The 18243-nt window shown below is 74.2% G+C and carries 19 protein-coding genes; 4 read left to right on the forward strand and 15 right to left on the reverse strand.

Going from position 1 to position 18243, the window contains the following annotated elements; all coding sequences use genetic code 11:
* Positions 1-13 precede the first annotated feature (13 nt).
* The gene (locus ACQPZF_RS20655; protein WP_433274048.1) at positions 14-877 is read left to right on the forward strand and encodes an NAD(P)H-binding protein; all 864 of its coding nucleotides are present in this window, start codon (positions 14-16) and stop codon (positions 875-877) included.
* Here the strand turns inward: ACQPZF_RS20655 and ACQPZF_RS20660 are convergent.
* Genes ACQPZF_RS20660 through ACQPZF_RS20690 form a run of 7 tightly spaced genes read right to left on the reverse strand, consistent with a single transcriptional unit; the run spans position 874 to position 9515 of the window.
* Positions 874-1641 carry an FHA domain-containing protein gene (locus ACQPZF_RS20660; protein WP_433274050.1) on the reverse strand — a complete coding sequence of 256 codons (768 nt, stop codon included), beginning with the start codon at positions 1639-1641 and terminating at the stop codon, positions 874-876. The genes ACQPZF_RS20655 and ACQPZF_RS20660 overlap by 4 nt on opposite strands.
* On the reverse strand, positions 1641-2930 hold the full coding sequence (locus ACQPZF_RS20665; RefSeq protein ID WP_433274052.1) for a VWA domain-containing protein: 1290 nt from the start codon (positions 2928-2930) through the stop codon (positions 1641-1643). The genes ACQPZF_RS20660 and ACQPZF_RS20665 overlap by 1 nt, the downstream gene beginning before the upstream one ends.
* The gene (locus ACQPZF_RS20670; protein WP_433274054.1) at positions 2920-3891 is read right to left on the reverse strand and encodes a PP2C family serine/threonine-protein phosphatase; all 972 of its coding nucleotides are present in this window, start codon (positions 3889-3891) and stop codon (positions 2920-2922) included. The genes ACQPZF_RS20665 and ACQPZF_RS20670 overlap by 11 nt, the downstream gene beginning before the upstream one ends.
* A complete protein-coding gene (locus ACQPZF_RS20675) occupies positions 3888-6155 on the reverse strand; it encodes a tetratricopeptide repeat protein (protein ID WP_433274056.1) in 2268 nt (755 codons plus the stop codon). The genes ACQPZF_RS20670 and ACQPZF_RS20675 overlap by 4 nt, the downstream gene beginning before the upstream one ends.
* Positions 6152-7240: a hypothetical protein gene (locus ACQPZF_RS20680; protein WP_433274058.1), complete on the reverse strand. Its 1089-nt coding sequence runs from the start codon at positions 7238-7240 to the stop codon at positions 6152-6154. The genes ACQPZF_RS20675 and ACQPZF_RS20680 overlap by 4 nt, the downstream gene beginning before the upstream one ends.
* Before the next feature lie 14 nt (positions 7241-7254).
* A complete protein-coding gene (locus ACQPZF_RS20685) occupies positions 7255-8235 on the reverse strand; it encodes a glutamate ABC transporter substrate-binding protein (RefSeq protein ID WP_433274060.1) in 981 nt (326 codons plus the stop codon).
* Positions 8232-9515: a hypothetical protein gene (locus tag ACQPZF_RS20690; protein ID WP_433274062.1), complete on the reverse strand. Its 1284-nt coding sequence runs from the start codon at positions 9513-9515 to the stop codon at positions 8232-8234. Before ACQPZF_RS20690 ends, ACQPZF_RS20685 begins: the two co-directional genes overlap by 4 nt.
* Before the next feature lie 132 nt (positions 9516-9647).
* Here ACQPZF_RS20690 and ACQPZF_RS20695 point away from each other — a divergent pair, with 132 nt between their 5' ends.
* Positions 9648-10373: a metallophosphoesterase gene (locus ACQPZF_RS20695; RefSeq protein ID WP_433274636.1), complete on the forward strand. Its 726-nt coding sequence runs from the start codon at positions 9648-9650 to the stop codon at positions 10371-10373.
* 325 nt (positions 10374-10698) lie between these two features.
* On the opposite strand, the gene ACQPZF_RS20700 is transcribed toward ACQPZF_RS20695, so the two are convergent.
* From ACQPZF_RS20700 to ACQPZF_RS20710, 3 genes are read right to left on the reverse strand one after another with little or no spacing between them, the layout of a single operon-like run.
* Complete coding sequence (locus ACQPZF_RS20700; RefSeq protein ID WP_433274064.1) at positions 10699-11205, reverse strand: NADAR family protein; 507 nt, start codon at positions 11203-11205, stop codon at positions 10699-10701.
* Positions 11202-11855 carry a pyridoxamine 5'-phosphate oxidase family protein gene (locus ACQPZF_RS20705; protein ID WP_433274066.1) on the reverse strand — a complete coding sequence of 218 codons (654 nt, stop codon included), beginning with the start codon at positions 11853-11855 and terminating at the stop codon, positions 11202-11204. The genes ACQPZF_RS20700 and ACQPZF_RS20705 overlap by 4 nt, the downstream gene beginning before the upstream one ends.
* A 10-nt stretch (positions 11856-11865) precedes the next feature.
* Positions 11866-12396, reverse strand: a complete 531-nt coding sequence (locus ACQPZF_RS20710) for a hypothetical protein (RefSeq protein WP_433274068.1) — start codon at positions 12394-12396, stop codon at positions 11866-11868.
* Between the two features lie 102 nt (positions 12397-12498).
* Here ACQPZF_RS20710 and ACQPZF_RS20715 point away from each other — a divergent pair, with 102 nt between their 5' ends.
* Complete coding sequence (locus tag ACQPZF_RS20715; protein WP_433274069.1) at positions 12499-13542, forward strand: threonine aldolase family protein; 1044 nt, start codon at positions 12499-12501, stop codon at positions 13540-13542.
* On the opposite strand, the gene ACQPZF_RS20720 is transcribed toward ACQPZF_RS20715, so the two are convergent.
* The 5 genes from ACQPZF_RS20720 to ACQPZF_RS20740 form a co-directional block, all read right to left on the reverse strand.
* The gene (locus ACQPZF_RS20720; protein ID WP_433274638.1) at positions 13499-14722 is read right to left on the reverse strand and encodes an RNA polymerase sigma factor; all 1224 of its coding nucleotides are present in this window, start codon (positions 14720-14722) and stop codon (positions 13499-13501) included. The genes ACQPZF_RS20715 and ACQPZF_RS20720 overlap by 44 nt on opposite strands.
* 2 nt (positions 14723-14724) lie before the next feature.
* On the reverse strand, positions 14725-15078 hold the full coding sequence (locus ACQPZF_RS20725; RefSeq protein WP_433274071.1) for a YciI family protein: 354 nt from the start codon (positions 15076-15078) through the stop codon (positions 14725-14727).
* Positions 15079-15178: 100 nt separating this feature from the next.
* Positions 15179-15619: a MarR family winged helix-turn-helix transcriptional regulator gene (locus ACQPZF_RS20730; RefSeq protein WP_433274073.1), complete on the reverse strand. Its 441-nt coding sequence runs from the start codon at positions 15617-15619 to the stop codon at positions 15179-15181.
* Between the two features lie 37 nt (positions 15620-15656).
* On the reverse strand, positions 15657-16280 hold the full coding sequence (locus tag ACQPZF_RS20735) for a GyrI-like domain-containing protein (protein WP_433274075.1): 624 nt from the start codon (positions 16278-16280) through the stop codon (positions 15657-15659).
* The gene (locus ACQPZF_RS20740; protein WP_433274077.1) at positions 16280-16837 is read right to left on the reverse strand and encodes a PadR family transcriptional regulator; all 558 of its coding nucleotides are present in this window, start codon (positions 16835-16837) and stop codon (positions 16280-16282) included. Before ACQPZF_RS20740 ends, ACQPZF_RS20735 begins: the two co-directional genes overlap by 1 nt.
* Positions 16838-16936: 99 nt before the next feature.
* Here ACQPZF_RS20740 and ACQPZF_RS20745 point away from each other — a divergent pair, with 99 nt between their 5' ends.
* Positions 16937-18241: a hypothetical protein gene (locus ACQPZF_RS20745; RefSeq protein WP_433274079.1), complete on the forward strand. Its 1305-nt coding sequence runs from the start codon at positions 16937-16939 to the stop codon at positions 18239-18241.
* Positions 18242-18243 lie beyond the last annotated feature (2 nt).

Raw genomic sequence — 18243 nt, forward strand, 5'->3', positions numbered from 1 at the left:
GGGGAACACCACCATGACCGTCCTCGTCACCGGGGCCACCGGCACCGTCGGCCGCCACCTCGTGCGACACCTGCTCGACGCCGGCCACCGGGTCCGCGCGCTCACCCGCGACCCCGCCCGCGCGGACCTGCCCGCCGCCGTGGAGGTCGTGCGCGGCGACACCACCGACGCGGCCTCCCTGCGCGCGGCGTTCGACGGCGTGCACGCGGCCCACCTGATCAACTTCGGCCACACCTACCAGCCGCTGGCCAACGGCCCGGACGTCGTCGCCGCCGCGCGGGACGCCGGCGTCCGCCGCGTCACCCTCCTCGGCGGCTGGCAGGAGGGCACCCTCGAACCCGCCGTCCGCGCGAGCACCCTGGAGTGGACCCAGTTGCGGCCCGGCGAGTTCATGGCCAACACCCTCGCCGACTGGGGCCCGCCGCTGCGCGCCGACGGCGTCATCCGCGAACCCCACGGCGACCGGTCGAGCCCGCCCGTCCACGAAGCCGACATCGCGGCCGTCGCCGCCACCGCCCTCACCACCGACGGCCACCACGGCAGGACCTACCCGCTCACCGGCCCCGAACTGATCACCCCGCGCGCCAAGCTCCGCCACCTCGCCGAGGCCACCGGCCGCGACCTGGTGTTCGAGGAACTCACCCCGGACCGGGCCCGCGCCCTCTGGATCGAGCACCCGCCCGCGCTGCAGATCTTCCGCGTCGCACCCGGAGGCCCGGCCGAGAAAGCCGACTTCGTGCTGCGCCTCTACGCCGACATCCCGGCCGAGGCCCGCACCGTCACCGACACCGTCGAACGCGTCACCGGCCGCCCCGCCCGCACCTTCGCCCAGTGGGCCGTCGAACACGCCGACGCCTTCCGACCCGATCCCGCCTAGCCCGAGCGGTGCAGGGTGATCGTCGTCCACGCGCCCACGTGGACGCGGTCACCCTCGGCCAGCGACCTGGGTGTGTTGGGCCGCAACGGGTCCTCGGCCCCGTTCACGGTCGTCCCGTTCGTCGAACCGAGGTCCACCACCGACCAGCCGTCGCCGGTCGACACCAGCAGCGCGTGGCTGTGCGACACCCCCGGGTCCTCCGGCGGACCCACCAGGTCCACGGTCGGGAAGATGCCCCGCGACCGGCTGCGCCGCCCGATCGTCACCTGCGGCCCCACCAGGTCGAACCGGCGGGGCGGGCAGAACTCCGGGAACCCGACCGCCGCCGCGTCCGGACCACCCGCCGCCACCACGCGCCCGAAGTACTCCCGGTCCGCCTCCACGGTCGCGTGCCACCGCACCGGGGCCCCGACCGGGCGACCACCCGACGGCGGCTCGACCCGGGAACCCCCCGACGAAGACCCGACCGGCGGACCACCCGGCGGCGCAACCGGCGGACCACCCGACGAAGACCCGACCGGGGAACCACCCGACAGCGACGGCGGCGGGCCCGGCGGCACGGGCGCCATCGAGTCGTGCCCGCAGTCCTCGCAGAACCGGCCCACCTGCACCGCCCCGCACGCCGGGCACGTCCTCTCCTCCTCGACCGCCACGACCGCCACGACCGCCACGGCGGCCGGCGGCGCGGCGGGCTCCACGGGCGCGCCGCACACGTCGCAGTAGTCGTCGGTGGCCGAGTCGTGGCCGGCGGGACAGGTCGCCATCAGCCGCCCTTCCCGACCCGCCTGGTCACCGTCGACCGGGTGTCCAGGGTCATCTCGTCCGCGTCCGCCACCCGCGCCCGCAGCTTCACCGTGCCGCGGGCCGGGTCCTGCACGTCCACCACCTTCGCGAGCAGCTTCGCGGTGTCGGTGTTGCCCGACTCGTGGGCCAGCTTCACCGCCCGGCCCAGCCGGGCGGTCGCGCTCTCCACGTCACCGGACTTGCGCGCCTCCAAGCCCTCCTGGATCGCCTCCGCCAGCTCCGCCTGCCCGGTGTAGTGGGCGACCTCGGCGTTGATCCGCGTGGACAGCGCCATGTCGTCGGTCCACACCGCCAGCACCCGGCCCTGCCCGAGCACGTCGCCGCCCGGACCCACCAGGCTCACCCGCGAGGCCAGCATCCGCTCGCCCACCCGCGCCGGCTTGACCCGCACGCACAGGTGGTAGTCCCGGCTCTCCGCGCCGGCCCACGCGCCGGTCGGGTAGTCGCCGGTGCGCGTCGCCGACTCCACCCGCCGGTCGGTCAGGTCCAGCAGCCCCGGCGCGGCCTGCTTCACGAACAGCACCTCCGCGCCCTCCGGCGTCCACAGCCGCAGCGACACGTCCGCCAGCGCCTTGCCCATCGCCGTCGCCGTCATCGCCCGGAAGTCCTCCGCCAGCCCGTCCGGGTCCGCCACGATGTCCACCGTGCCGAGCAGCGCCTCGGAGATCCGGCGCAGCTCCGCCACCTGCCAGTCGGTGCCCACGCCCCGGCAGTCGCCGGTGAACCGGCCCGCCACCTGGTCCAGCACCCGCGTCAGGTGCTGCGGCGTCTCGTGCTGGTTCTGCCCGTCGGTCAGCAGGATCGCGTGCTTCGGCCCCTCGTCGTGGCCGGCGAACACCCGGTCGGCCAGCAGCAGCCACTGGCCCATCGCCGTGCCGCCGTCCGCCCGGAGCTGCCGCACCGCCCGCTTGGCCGCCGCGCGGGTCGCCTTCGACGCCGCCACCAGCTCGGGCTGCGCCGGGTACACCATCCGCGCCTCGTCGTTGCCCGCGACCACCGCGAACATCACCCCGTCGCGCAGCGCGTCCACGGCCGCCTCGGTCGCCTGCTTCGCCGCCGCGAGCTTCGTCGGCGGGTACCGCATCGACCCGGAGGTGTCCACGACGATCACCTCCGCCGCGTTCGCCGCGGGTTTCGCGTCCGCGTCCGCCTCACCGGTCGCCGACACGGTCACGATCGCGTCGACCTCCGCCGCGCCCTCCGGCAGGTACTCGTTCTGGAACACCTCGACGGCGAACTCAAGCGCCATGCCCACCCCGCAGTTGAACGACCACCACTGTGACGTTGTCGTGCCCACCGGACTTCAACGCGACCTCCACCAGCTCCCGCGCCACCTCGATCGGCGCCACCCCGCGCGGCAGCACCGCGAGCAGGTCCTCCGGCTCCGGCAGGTAGTTCCACAACCCGTCGCTGCACAGCACCAGCAGCCCCGGCGTCTCCACCCGGAACGTCACCGTCCGCGGGCCGTCCTGCCCCGAGTCCGCGCCCAGCCACCGCGACAGCACGTGCGCCCGCCGGTCGGTCAGCGCCTCCTCCTCGGTCAGCACGCCCTCCGCGACGAGCTGCGCCGCCCACGTGTCGTCCGTGGTCAGCTTCGCCGCGCCGGACTCGCCCACCAGGTAGGCCCGCGAGTCGCCCACCCAGCCCACGGTGGCGGCGTCCTCGGCCACCACCGCCGACACGAACGTGCAGGACGGCGCGACCTCCTCCGCGCCCGGCCGCGCCAGCCGGGTCACCGCCGCGTCCGCCGCCAGCACCGCGTCCCCGGTCGCCACCTCCGGGTCCGCACCCGCCTGCACGGCCGTCAGCAGCACGTCCACCGCCGTGTCCACGGCCACCTGCGACGCCTGCTCGGCCCGCTCCGAGGACGCCACCCCGTCGCACACCACCGCCGCCACACCGCGCCCGCGCACCCGGCCGAACGCCATCGAGTCCTCGTTGCGCTGCCGCCGCCTGCCCCGGTCGCTCACCCCGGCCAACCCCGGCAGCACGAACTCCACCCGGTCCCGCGCCGACGGCCGCGCCCGGCCGCACTGCCCGCAGTACCCGTCCGGGTCGAACTCCCCGCCGCACGCGCACCGCGCCGACGCCACCGCCTCCGGCCCGCCCACCGGGGTGCGCCGCACCCTCAGGTTGCGACCGCACTCCTCGCAGAAGCGGTCCTGCGGCGACACCGCCGCCGCGCACTCCGGGCACGATTCCACCGTCACACCAACGTCCTGGGCCGGACCGCGTTCGCGCGGTCGACGAGCGCGATGCGCTCTTCCGGGGTGTCCGCCAACCGCGCGAGCTGCCGGTAGCAGCGCTCCAGGCCCGACCGCAGCCCGGACTCGCTCAGCTCGCAGCCCAGCAGCCGCCCGGCCGGCGCGGAACCGTCGGCGGGCAACGACTCCAGCGCCGTGCGCAACAACTCCGCGGTGAGCAGCGCCCGCCGCGCCACGTCCAGGTCCAGCCCCGCCAACCGCGTGCCCGCCGCCAGCAGGTCCGCCGGTGCGCCACCCGCCTGCGCCCGCACGGCCGCGACCTGCGCCGCCACGTGGTGACTGGACGTCTCCGGCACCGAGTGCAGCACCGCCACCGCCGCCTCCCGCTCCCCGGCGGCCAGCAGCACCCGCGCCAACCCGAACGCCGCGCTCACGTACGCGTGGTCGGTGCGCCACACCACCCGGTAGCCCGCCGCCGCCGTCACCGGATCGCCCGCCAGCTCCGCGCACACCGCCACCGCCAGCTTCGGCGCGGCCTCGCCCGGCACCACGTCGCACACCTGGTCGAACGCCTCCCTCGCATCCGCCGTGCGGCCCGCCACCAGCGCCGCCAGCCCCCGGTACCAACCCGGCCGCCAGTCGTCCGGCGCGGGCACCTGCGGGTCGTCCGGGTCGAACAGCGCCGGCGTGGCCAGCTCCGCCAACTCCGCCTCCGCCTCCGCCACCCGGTCCGCCTCGATCAGCGCCCGCACCACCTGCAGGCGGACCTCCACCGTCGACACCGGAGCCGCCCGCAACGCCGTCACCAGCCCGGCCGGGTCGCCCGTCGTCGCCGTCGCCAGGAAGCCCGCCGCCGCGTCCGCCGTGTCCACCTGCGGCACCGGCATCCCCGCCACCACGGCCCGCGCGTCCGGCACGCCCTCCGTGCCGAACGCCCGCCGCTCCGGCGTGAACTGCCGCGACAGCCCCGGCCGCGGCACGTCGTCCTGCTCCGCCAACACCTCCCGCAGCACCCCGGTGAGCTGCTCGGCCATCTCCTCCGCCGAGGCGAACCGCTGCTCCGGGTCGCGGTGCGTGGCGCGTCCGAGGAACCGGCGGAACGAGTCGTGCCGCGCCAGCACCGGCTCGTCCGCCGGCGACGGCAGCGTCTCCTGGTGGGCGCGGCGGAAGTCGAACGGGAAGCTCATCACCGCCAGCGCCCGGCCCACCGTGTACAGGTCGGAGGCCACCGACGGGCCGACCGTGCCGATCTCCGGCGCCTGGTAGCCGATCGTGCCGTAGATGGGGGAGTGCCGGTCGTCGATGCGCCGCACCGCGCCCAGGTCGATCAGCTTGAGCTGCTCCTCGGTCTGGATCACGTTGTCCGGCTTGAAATCGCAGTACAGCAGACCCACCCCGTGCAGGTAGCCCAACGCGGGCAGCACCTCCAGCGCGTACGCGATCGCCTGCGCCACCGGCAGCGCCTCCCGGCCCGTGCCCTCCGCCCGCAACGCCTTGATCAGGTCCTTGACCGACGTGCCGCCCACGTACTCCATCACGATGTAGTCGACCAGCTCGCCGGACTCCCGGTCGGCGTGCCGCACGAAGTTGTGGATCTTGACGATGTTCGGGTGCTCCACCTCGGCCAGGAAGCGCCGCTCCGCCATCGCCGCCGCCATCGCGTCCGCGTCACCGGAGTCCAGCAGGCCCTTGAGCACCACCCACCGGTGGCTCACCGCGTGGTCGGCCGCCAGGTAGATCCAGCCCAGCCCGCCGTGCGCCAGGCACCCCAGCACCTCGTACTGCTCGTGCAGCACCTCGCCGGGCGCCAGCTTCGGCGTGAACGAGTAGCGGTGCCCGCAGTGCGCGCAGAACCCCTCCACCCGGCCGGGCCGCCCGTCCCGGCCGCGCCCGACCTCCTTGCCGCACGACGAGCAGAACCGCTTCGCCTCCGGCACCTCCGGATCGGTCAGGACGGCGGCCTTCGGATCCCGCGAGGGCACCCGCGGCACCTCGACCAGACCCGCGCCGAGCCGCCCCCGGCCCGACGAGCGCGTCGACGCGCGCCGCGACCGGCCACCCGACGAGGTGGAGGCCGACGCCGCCCAGGGCGCCGTGCCCGGCCCGGTGTCCTGCCCGGTGTCCTGCCCGCCGCCGGCCAGCTCGGGCGCCGCACCCGCGACCGTGCCCGCCACCGTGCCCGCCAACACCGGGGCCTCCAGCCCGCACCGGTCGCAGAACCCGTCCGCGTCGACCTCGCCGCCGCACGCCGGCCGTGGACACGTCCTCATCGGACCGCCTCCGTCCTGTCCAGCACCGCTCGCTGATACCGGGCCACCGCCACCGTGCCGGCCCGCAGGTCGCACGGCGCGGCGTGCAGCACGTCCCGCGCCACCCGGTGCAGCGCGGCCAGCCCGGCGTCCTCGGCGAACCCGCGCGCCGTCGCCTTGGCCCGGTAGGCCTCCAGCCGGCCGCGCAGCTCCGACCGCCGGTCCAGCGACCCGGCCAACTGCGCCGACACCGCCCGCACCCGCGCCAGCACCGCGCCCGCCGCCGACTCCACCTCGGCCACCTCCCGCTCCCGCACCTCAGGGAAACGCGCCCGCAGCCCCTCCAGTGCCCGGACCGGCCCGGAAACTTCCGGCACCTCCGGATGCGCACCGGCGATCCGCGCCACCACCCGCTCCCGAAGCACGACCGCTTCCCGCCGCGCCGCCGCCGCCTCGGCCAACCTCGCCGCGACCGCGTCCGCCCGCGCGGCGAACCCCTCGTGCAGCACGGCCACCTCGGCGACCCGGTCCGCCAGGTCCGCCACCCCGGGGTCCGGCGTCAGCGGATCGGCCACCGCGCGGGCGTGCGCCGCCGCCACCTCGTCGCGCAGCCCGACGACCACCGCCGAGTCCGCCGGCCCGGCCAACCGCCCGCCCAACGGGTCCAGCAACGCCAACCGCCGCGCCCACTCCCCGTGCGCCTCGTCGAACAACTCGGTCAGCTCGGCGTACCGGACCTTCATCCGCGCCACCAACTCGGCCAGCGTGATCCGCTCCGCCGCCACCGCCGGGCCGGTCAGCGTCCGCACCGGCACCTGCGCCGCCAACACCACCTCCGGCCCGGTCAACAGCCGCCGCAGCTCCAGCGGGTCGCGCGTCGCGGACGCCTGCGCCAACACCGCCCGATACGCGTCGAACCACTCCCACAAGCCGACCATCGCGTCGTTCGCCCACTCCCACCGCCGCGCGCTGACGCCGGTCAGCCGCGTGCCGCGGAGCAGCCGGTGCCCGGGGTGGTCGTCCATGGCGAGCAGGGACTGCGCCACCCGATCGCTCTCGGCGCGCAGCCCGGCCAGCTCCGCGTCGGGGTCCATGTCGGGGTCCATGTCGGGGTCCACGGTCAGTCCCGGTACGCCGCGACCGGCGGCGCGGGCGGCTCGCCCAGCCAGCGGCGGTGGATCGACGCCCACGTGCCGTCCGCCCGCAGCCGCTCCAGCAGCGCGTTGACGAACCGCACGAAGTCCTCGTGCTGCCGGGGGAACGCCATCCCGTAGGGCTCGGCGGTGAACTGCGGCCCGACGATCTTCGTGTACGGGTCCTGCGCGGCGAACCCGGCCAGGATCGTGTCGTCGGTGGAGATCGCGTCCACCTGACCCTGCTGGAGCATCACCAGGCAGTCGGTCCAGTTGGGCACCGACACGGCGACCGGCCTGGACGGCGCGTTGGCGACGTTGGCCAGCGAACTGGACCCCTTGGTCGCGCACACCCGCCGCCCGCCCAACGACTCGATCCCGGTCACGTCGGACGAACCGGGCACCAGCACCCGCTGCCCGGCCTGGTAGTAGACGGTCGAGAAGGCCACCCGCTGCCACCGCTCGCAGTTGATGGTCATCGTGCGCACGACGATGTCCACGTCACCCTTCTCCAGGGCCGGGATGCGCTCGTCGGACGTCAACACCTTGAACTGGATCCGCCCCGGATCCCCGAAGACCGCCCGCGCGACCTCGCGCGCCATGTCGACGTCGAACCCCTCCAGCTCCCCGGAGAACGGGTTGCGGAACCCCATCAGGTAGGTGTTCTGGTCGACCCCGGCGATCAACCGCCCACGGGCCAGCACGCGCTCCATCGTCGACCCGGGCGGCATCTGCCCGGCCTGCGGCAACCCACCGGACGGCCGCAGGCTGGCCGTGGCGTCGCACGACGGCGGGGCGACCGCCACGGCACTGGGCGGAACCGTCAACTCGACCGCGTCGGCCGGCCGGGGCACCACCACCGACCCGCCACCGATCCCGGGCGCCCCGCTCGGCACCGGAGCACACCCGGCGACCAGCGCGGACAACACCACCACGAAACCCCGGAAACGCCCGAACAGCCCCGTCATCGGTACTCCTTCAACCGCTGCCACAACCCCGCCGTGGCCGCCGTCGCCGCGAGCAGCGCCAACAGCACCACCACCGGCACCGCACCCGACAACGCGCCCCGAGCCCCCGCGATCCGGTCGGTCAACTCCGCCCGCGACCGCCCCAAGGCGTCCTCCAGATCCGAGTCCAATTCGTCGAACGCGGTGGCCGCGCTCCCCGCGTCGGTACCCAGCGCCAACCCCACCGCCGCGGTGAACTCCCCGGTGTCGTCGGCCGAACGCACCCGCGCGTGCGCCTCCTGCCACCGCCCGTAGTGCTCGCCCGCCGCCACCACCGCCGGCATCGAACTCGCCGCCCCCGCCCGCGCCAGCAGGTCCTTCAACTCGCCGCTGACCTCGGTGTACCGCTCCTCGTAGGCCGCACCGCTGCCACGCGCCACCAACGTCAGCGTCTCGTCGCCCCGGGCGGTCAGCGTCGCGATCCGCGCCCGCGCCAGCACGTCGACCAGGGCGGCGTCGTCCTTGCTGGCCGAGGCGTTCGACACCACCAGCAACGACGCCACCAACACCCACAGCAGCGACACCACGCAAGCCACCGAAGCGGCCACCAGCCCGACGTTGAGCAGCCGGTTCGTCATGCGCGTCAGGTAGCGCTGCGCCATCACCAACGCGGCCAGCAGCAGCGCCCCGAGCACCAGTTCCAGCCACGGCAGCGACCCGGCGTCGTCCAGGTCCCGCACCACGTTCCCGGTCTCCACCCGGTACAGCTCCCGCGCGGCCGGCAGGAGCTGCGACCGCATCAGGTTCGACGCCTCCCGCAGGTACGCCGCGCCCACCGGGTTGCCCTGCCGGTTGTGCGCCCGCGCGGTCTCCACCAGCCCCGTGTACACCGGTAGCTGACCGGACAGCGTCGACAGCGCGGCCGACAGCTCGGGGGAGCGGGTGATCTCGCCGGTCGCCGTGGACAGCGCCGCCGCCGCCTCCGCCACGTCCGCCTCGTACCGCTGCCGCAGCCCCGCCGACTCCACACCGCCGGACAGGAACGCGCTGGCCGCCGTCGCGTCCGCGTCCGCCATCGCCCGGTAGACCTCCTGGGCGGCGAACGCCAACGGCTCACTGCGGTCGGCCAACACCTCCAACGCCGCCGAACGGCGCTGCACGGCGCCCGCCGTCAACGCCCCCGCCAGCAGACTCGCCGCGATCAGCAGCAGCGCCACCAGGCTCAACCGGCCCGGTGTGCTCCGGGCCAGACCGGTGACCCGGCGCACGGCGCCGCGATTCCGCTGTGCCTCGACCAGCACGACCGCCTCCTTCCCGGAGTGATCCGCGCCACTCGCCGCACCGTCAGGGTAGATCGAAGTACGTGTCACGGGGGCCGGTTCGCGCCACTCGCCCCGGGACGGCGGGCGGACGTAACTAGGCTCGACGCCGTGATGGTCATCGCGCACCTCAGCGACACCCACTTCGACGGCGGCACCCGCGCCACGCGACGCGCCCGCCGCGTCATGGACTACCTGAACGGCCTGCCCGGTCCGCTGGACGCGATCCTGGTCAGCGGCGACATCGCCGACCACGGCCTCACCCCCGAGTACGAACTGGCCCGTGCACACCTGGTCTCGGAGTATCCGGTGCTGCTGCTGCCGGGCAACCACGACGAGCGCGGAACTTTCCGGGAAGTCCTGCTCGGCGAGCCGCCCGGCGGCGCGCCGGTCAACCGGGCCGTGACGGTCGGCGACACGGTGTTCGCGCTGTGCGACTCCAGCATCCCCGGCCGCTCCGACGGCCTGCTCGGCGACGACACCCTCGGCTGGCTGGAGACCGTGCTCCAGCGGGGCGCGCCGACGTTCGTGTGCCTGCACCACCCGCCGGTGACGGTGTACGAGCCCACCATCGACCGCATCCGCCTCACCGACGCCGACCGCCTGGCCGACGTGCTGGCGGGCCACCGCAACGTGACCGCCGTGCTGTGCGGGCACGCCCACGCCGGGGTCGCGACGACGTTCGTGGGCAGACCGCTGGTGGTCGCGCCCGGCGTCGTGTCGACCCTGCTGCTGCCGTGGGAGTCCGACCGGGTGGTCGACCGCGACCTGCCGCCCGCCATCGCCTTCCACGTCCTCGACGGTCGCCGGTTCACCACCCACTTCCGCGTCGTGGTCTGAACGTCGCGCACCTCGTCCGTCTGTTCCGGCCCGGCGACGAGGTGACTCGTGGTGAACGGCGGCCGGCCCGGCACGGTGACCAGCATCCGGACCTTGGTGCAGCGGTCGTCCTCGCCGCACCACACGCGCTCCGCGGACGTGACCTCGCCCATGACGCGCACCCCGGCCGTGTCCAGGTCGCGCCACACGCGCCGGTGCCGCACCGTGCCGACGACGGCCAGGACCAGAACGACCACGGTGAGCGGGGTCCACACGAGACCGGTCACGACGACGCCCACCCTGTCGTCGTCCGCGATCGCCCCTGCCCGTCACCTCGCATCGGGTTTCAAGGACGGGCGCCGAGCCGCCGCCGCACCTCCATCAACGCCTCGCCCAGCAGGTTCAGCCCCAACCAGGCCGCCGGGTCGGCCGCCCGCTCGTCGTCGGCGGCCAACCCGATGCCCCAGACGCGGTCCAGCGGGCTCGCCTCCACCAGCACCCGGTCCCCGGTGCCCAGCAGGAACTCCCGCGCCCCGTCGTGCGCGCCGAACTTCGCCAGGTTCCCGCGCACCACGACGTCCAGCCGCCGCGCCGCCCACGTGTCCCGGTCGAACCCGCGCACCTGCCGGCCCAGCGCCTTGGCCTCACCCGGCGTCCGCGCGGCGAGCACCCGGGCGGCGGTCGCGGTGTCGCCGAACAGCTCCGCCTTGCCCGCCATCATGAAGTGCTCGGCCGTCGGGTAGACCCGGCCGTCCACCTCGAACGGCGACTCCCACCACTGGCTCAGGCACTCCTCGCCGAGCCGGCCGTCGGACCTGCCCTCGGCGCCCCAGAAGAACACGAATCCCGTCACGCCACCACGATCGCAGACGGCCACCCCGCCCGCCGGACCCGCCGAGGCCGCGTATTCCGAACCCGCCGGACGCTAGGACCGGGGCGGCAACGGCAGGGGCAGCGCGGGCAGGCCGTCGAGGCTCTGCCCGACGTGGTCCTTGCCCTCGCAGTAGGCCGCGAACTGCTCGTCGGACTTGCGCCCGAAGTAGTCCCGTGCAGCGTCCGCTCCGCCCGGTAGTCCATGAACGGCACGGCGAAACCGCACGTGTCGCTGATCAGCCCCGCCGTCACCACCACGACCGCCCGCAGCCCCGGCCCGTCCGCCTCCCCGAACCCGGCCACCAGCGAGGGGAACCGGGGATCGTCGCGGAACACCGGCTCACCGGTGCCGTGCACGCGCACGATGTTCGGCGGCCCGTCGAACGCGCACCACATGAGCGTGATCCGCCCGTTCTCCCGCAGGTGCGCGATGGTCTCGGCGTGGCTGCCGCCGAAGTCCAGGTACGCCACCCGCTGCTCGTCCAGCACCCGCCACGTCCCCGCGCGGCCCTTGGGCGAGAGGTTCACGTGCCCGTCGGCCGACAACGGCGCGGTGGCGGTGAAGAACAGCGGCTGCGCCTCGATGAACTCGCGCAGCCGTCCGTCGATCCGATCGTAGGTCTTCCCCATACCGCCAGTATCACCGACCGGGCGGCCGGTACCGGCGCACGTCGCTGCTCTTCAAGCCGGGGAACGCGTGCACTCGCTGCCACACCTCCGACACGCCCACCGACCCGTTGCCGCGCGACACCGCGTCGATGTGCGCCGCAGCCGATGTCCACTCGGCGTAGTTCAGCACCCGCAGCCCGTCCGTGCTGATGTGGAAGTGCCCGGAGATCCCACCCGGATGCGGCTCCTCCTCGGCCGCCAGCGCCTCGAACACCAGGTCCACCCACTGCTCGGCGACACCGGGCCGCTCGAACTCCACCGACACCAGCACCACGCAGCCCGGCTCCGCCGCCGCGTCGCGGAGCCCGGTCGACCGGTAGCGGCGGTAGGCGACGAACCCGTCCACGTCCGGCGAACCCGACCACTGCGAATACGTCACGACGTCACCGGAGCCCGCCAGCCGGTAGTCCGCCAGCAGTCCCTCCGGCCGGGGGTCGAAGGTCGCGTCGAAGGGCGCCACCAGCACCAGGTCCACATCGGACCGCGTCAGATCAGGTCTCATGGCGGCCACGCTACGACCGTCCACACCGGCCCCGAATCCGTCAGGTGACCGGTCGTCGGAAACCTCGTTGCCGATCACCGGCGACGTGACGAGACTCCCGGCATGGCACCCGAGATCCGCCGGTCCCTCGTCCTGCACTCCCGGCTGCGCCGCGACCCGCACGCCCTGCTGCGCAGGATGCTCGACCGGATCCCGCCCGGCACGGAACCCGACGCGCCGGTCGAGGAGCTGGAGACCCGGATCGCCGAACTGCTCGGCAAACCCGCCGCCCTGTTCTTCCCCTCCGGCACGATGGCCCAGCAGACCGCGCTGCGGGTGCACGCCGACCGCACCGGCCGCCGCACGTTCGCCGCCCACCCGCAGAACCACGTCACCCTGTGGGAGCAGCAGGGCTACAGCGCGGTGCACCACCTCGTGCACCGGCCGGTCGGCGACCCGCACGGCCTGATCACCCTCGCCGACCTCGGACAGGTCCGCGAACCGCTCTCCGCGCTGCTGCTGGAACTGCCGCAACGCGAGATCGGCGGCCTGCTGCCCACCTGGGACGAACTGGAGGCCCAGACCGGGTGGGCCCGCGAACGGGGCGCCGCCGCCCACCTGGACGGAGCGCGCCTGTGGGAGGCGCAGCCGTTCTACGGCCGCCCGCACGCCGAGATCGCCGCCCTGTTCGACACCGTCTACGTGTCGCTGTACAAGGCGGTCGAAGGAGTGCGCGGCGCGATCCTCGCGGGCGACCGGGAGACCATGGACGTCGCGTCGGTGTGGCGCACCCGCCTGGGCGGCGCCCTGCCCGACGCGTGGCCGCTGGCCGTCGCCGCGCTCGTCGGCCTGGAGGAGACCCTGCCCCGGATGGGCGAGTTCCTCGACCACGCCCGCGCCGTCGCCGCCGCGATCAACGCCGACGGCTACGCCCGCACCAACCCCGAGGTGCCGCAGACGCCGCTGTTCCACATCCACCTGCCGGCCGCGGGTGAGGCCGTGTCCGCCGCCGCGCGCAGGATCCTCGACGAGACCGGCGTCCAGCTCCCGTCCCACGCCCGCGCGGCGTCCGAACCGGGCCGCAGCTCCATCGAGGTGACCATCGGGGTGACCGCCCTGGAGGTCACCCCGGAGGAGGTGGCGGAGCTGGTCCGCCGACTTCGCTGAGCGCCCGTGCCAACAGCTCCCGCTCCGCCGCGTTCCCGGCCAGCTCCCACGCCCGCCGGAGCGCCGCGGCGGCCTCCGCGGTCCTGCCCACCCGCCGCAGCAGGTCCGCGCGCACGCTGTGGAACAGGTGGTAGGAGTCCAGGGACAGCCCGTCCACCAGGTCCAGCGCGACCGCCGGCCCGTCGACCTCGGCCACCGCGACCGCCCGGTTCAGCGCCACCACGGGGCTCGGCGTGCACACCGTGAGCCGGTCGTAGAGCGCGACGACCTGCCGCCAGTCGGTCGGCGGCGGGTCGCTGTGCACGGCGTTGATCGCCGCCTGGACCTGGTACGGGCCGGGTCGGTTGCGTCGCAGGCACCGCCGCACCAGGTCCCGCCCCTCGGCCAGCAGCGCCGCGTCCCACCGCGAGCGGTCCTGGTCGGCCAGCCGCACCAGGCCGCCGGTGGCCGACGTGCGGGCCGCCCGCCGCGCGTGGACGAGCAGCATCAGCGCCAGCAGCCCCACCGCCTCCGGCTCGTCGGGCATCAGCTCCACCAGCAGCCGACCCAGCCGGACCGCCTCCGCGCACAGCTCCTCCCGCACCAGGTCCTCGCCGGAGGACGCGGAGTAGCCCTCGTTGAAGATCAGGTACACCACGGCCAGCACACCGCGCAGCCGGTCGGGCAGCTCGGCCTCGCCGGGCACCCGGTAGGGGATGCGGGCGTCCCGGATCTTGGCCTTGGCGCGCACCAGCCGCTGCGCCATGGTCGGCTCCGGCACCAGGAACGCCCGCGCGATCTCCGCCGTGGTCAACCCGCCCAGCAGGCGCAGCGTCAACGCCACCCGCACGCCCGTGCCCAGCGCCGGGTGGCAGCAGGTGAAGATCAGCCGCAGCCGGTCGTCGGGCACCACGTCCTCCTCGGCCGGTTCGTCGCGGGCGTGCAGCAGCGCCGCCTGCGCGTGCTTGTCGTCCCGGCGGGCCTCCCGGCGCAGCCGGTCGATCGCCCGGTTGCGGGCGGTGGTGATGATCCAGCCCGCCGGGCTCGGCGGCACGCCGGTGTCCGGCCAGCGGCGCACGGCCTCGGCGAACGCGTCCTGGACCGCTTCCTCGGCGATGTCGATGTCGCCGAACACGCGGACCAGGACGGCCACCGAGCGTCCGTACTCGCGGCCGAACACCTGCTCGACCAGGTCCGGCACGGTCAGCCGGTGGTCACGTGGAACGGCCGCACCTCCACCGGCAGCGTGCACGCCACGCTCATCCGGCGGCCCCACTCCAGCGCCGCGTCCAGGTCCGGCACGTCCACGATGCTGAACCCGCCGATGTACTCCTTGGCCTCGGCGAACGGACCGTCCGACACCACGATCCCGTCGTCCTGGGGCCGCAGCGTGGTCGACGCCTCCGGGCCGTGCAGCCCGCCGGCGAACACCCACACGCCGTGCTCGCGCATGTCGGCGTCCACCTTCTCCACGTCCCGCATGATGTTCTCCAGCTCCTCCGGCGCGGGCTGGTGCCCGCCGGCGGGTTCGACCACGCTGATCAGGTAGTGGGTCATCGCGTCCTCCTTCGAGTGGGCCTGCCGCCCTCTACACGAACGGTCCCCGGCGGGATCGACACGTGGCGCGCGGTTTTCGCGTGGTTTTCTGCGCGGCTGCTCACGAGTGGTGCTCCAGCACCTGGTTCAGCATCCGCACCAGCTCGTTCCGGTCGTGCTCCGGCAGCGCCGCGAGCAGCGCGTCCTGCGCGCCCGCCAGCACCCCGTCGAGGCGCCGCAGGTGCGCCGAGCCCGCCTCGGTGAGCGTGACGACGTTGCGCCGCCGGTCGACGGGGTCGGGGGACCGCAGGACGAACCCCCGCTCGGACAGCTCGTTCACCGTCGCCACCACGTCGCTGCGGTCCACCCCGCCCCGCCGGCCCAGCTCCGCCTGGCTGGCCGGGCCGAACTCCTCCAGCGTCGCCAGCAGCGAGTAGTGGTAGCGGCGCGCGCCCGCCGCGCCGAACCCGTCCGCCACCAGCCGCTGCGCCACCGTCGCCGTCTGGTTGAGCAGCCAGCTCGGCGTGCCGCGCAGCCGGGCGGGTGCACCCCTGGTTTCCATGCGGCGCAGTCTACCCACTTGTTGGTCGCGCCAACGATTAGCTGCGTCCGGCGGGTCGGACGGGCTGCCGGACGACCGTCCTGAGCTTGGCGGGTCCGGTCCTGCGTGGGTCGCTGAGGTAGACCTCGTGGTGCAGCCCGCCGAAGGTCAGGCCGTGGGTGTCGAAGTACTCGCCGTGCAGGTGCGCCAACAGGGGCGCCTCGTCGTCGTACGGCCCGATGTGCAGCGCCTGGGCGCACCGACCCTCGTGCAGGGTCAGGTGGCGGACGTCGGCGACGGCGGGCAGCCCCTTCTTCGCCAGGGCGGCGTTGCGGGCATCCGCGACCAGGTCCGGGGTGATCCAGGACGGCAGTCCGATGAGCATGGTCCAGTTCCAGGAGTCCTTGGCGCCGACGGTGAACGCCTCCGGGTCCTCCGCCCACCACAGCCCTTCCAGCGGCCCGACCACGAAGTCCCGCCCGGCCCGCTTGCTCGCGAACTTGACCGTGTACGCCACGGAGTAGAGCGCTTCCACGGCACGGGCGTAGGCCGGCGCGCTGTTGGGGTTGCCGCTGCCGTCGATCGCGACGAACTGCTGTTCGGGCACGTCCACGAGCGCCCAGGTGGTGTTCTTCGGCGCGTAGAACTCCTTCAGCTCCCGCTTGAGGTCGTACGTGGACATCAGTCTTCTCCCGGGATCGACGTGCCGTCCAGCGACGCCCGGTAGGCGGACAGCCAGGCGCGTTCGGCGGCGAGTTGGGCGAGCGTGTACTCGAAGATCGCGCGGACGAACCCCGGCAGGTCGGGCTGCGCGTCGGCCGCCGCCCGGACGTCCCGGTGGCGCTCGGCGAGCGCCGCGGCCCGCTGCTCCACCGCGGCCCGCAGGCGTCCGGGCGGGATCACGGGCTGGTTGGCCAACCCGACCAGCAGCGCCGGGAACACCGGGTGCGGCTCGGCGACGGCCCGCTCGGCGGCCTCCGCGCAGGCCCGCCGTCCCTCGCCGGTCGCGGCGAACACCTTCCGCCCGGTCGTCCGGCCGCCCGCCGGTGGACCGGCCTCGCCGATCAGCCCCCGGTCGCGGAGCTTGCCCAGCAGGTAGTAGATGGAACTGAAGCCGATCTCGGTCCACTCCCGCATGCCGCGCGCGGTGATGACCTCCTCCAGTTCGTACCCGTGCCGCGGTTTCTCCACGATCAGGCCGAGCAGCGTCAGCTCGGCCGGCGTCAGCGCTGGGGCCATGCCGCCTATTCTAGTACTAGAATAGGCGGCATGGCGGCCGGTGCCGCACACGCTGCCGACAGTCCCGCACATCGCCGTACCGCCGGCACGATCTCAGCCGTGGACGTCAACCTTTCTCCGTCGGGGCACGCCGGCCCCGCCGGACGACAGCGGCGTCAGCGGCTCATCGGACTCTTGTGCAAGACGCTGTTCCCGCTGCTGCTTGTCGCGATCTTCATGGCCGTACCGCTGACAGCGGGCATACATTTCCCGCAATGGTGGGACCGGTGGTGGGCGTACGTGGTGCCGGCCGGGACGGTGCTCCTGGGAATGGCGTTGTGGCTGCGGCACCAAGGCGAACGGATCGCGTGGCGCGGGGAGTGGGACTTCGCCCGTCCGCCCACCACACCGAGAGCCGGGACAGCGGGAGACGGAGACGTGTCCGCCGCGCCGGGCGACCGGCGGCTGTTCGTCCCGCGCCGGCCGGGGTTGCGCCTGCTCGGGTACCTGATGTGGGTGGTGGCCTGGTTGTGCTGCCTGGCCGGCATGGCGTCGACGCTGGGCGGCATGACCCTGGCGATGGAAGCCCGTGCCCACCCGTGGTGGGTGATGGGCGTCGCGACCGGGTTGCTGTACCTCGGCGGACTCGTGGTGACGCAGGGCAGGAAGACGTTCGTGCGGGCCAGGCGCCGTCGGGCCCGTGTCATCCCCGGCCCGCACATCCCCCAGGCAGGCTCCTACGTCCTGTACCTGCGGTCGTTCGGAGACGATCAGCGTCGGAAATCCGTCCACGAGATCCCGGGGTCGGGTTTCGCCGGCGTCTCGATCGGACTCCTCATCTCCGGCCGCTCGGTGGAGGAGCAGATCGCCGACACCCTGCGTCCGGTCGGGCCGTTGATCGCCGTCGGCGCGCCGGGCGAACAGCTCCCGCACACGGGAGCGGCACGCATGTACCTGCCCGACGGGCCGGACGGAGCGTGGCAGGAGCCGGTGCGCCGACTCCTGTCGCGCTCCCGGCTCACCGTGCTCACCCTCGGGACCAGCGAGGGCACGATGTGGGAGCTGACCGAGTCGCTGCGCCGGCTGCCCCCGCAACGACTCGTCCTCTTACTACCCCCGATGGGAGACGCCGACTACGAGCACATCCGCGCGTCCACCACTGCACGCCTGCCGGCCCGGCCCGGTTGGCTGACCTCCGACGACCTGGAACCGGTGCAGGGAGTCGTCCACTTCGCCGCCGATTGGACACCCACCGCCACCCCCGTCCTGAAGACCCATGGGAATCCACTGGTCAACGTGTTCAGCGCGCTCCTGCCCGCCCTGACACCCGCCTTCCACGCCCTCGACGAGCACGAGCAGCGAAGCGGCAGGCACCACGGCTTACTCCGATCACCCGGCGACGCTTCAGGACAGGACACGTCCTAGAT

Source organism: Actinosynnema sp. CS-041913, assembly GCF_050942485.1.
In the GTDB taxonomy this organism is placed as follows: Bacteria; Actinomycetota; Actinomycetes; order Mycobacteriales; family Pseudonocardiaceae; genus Actinosynnema.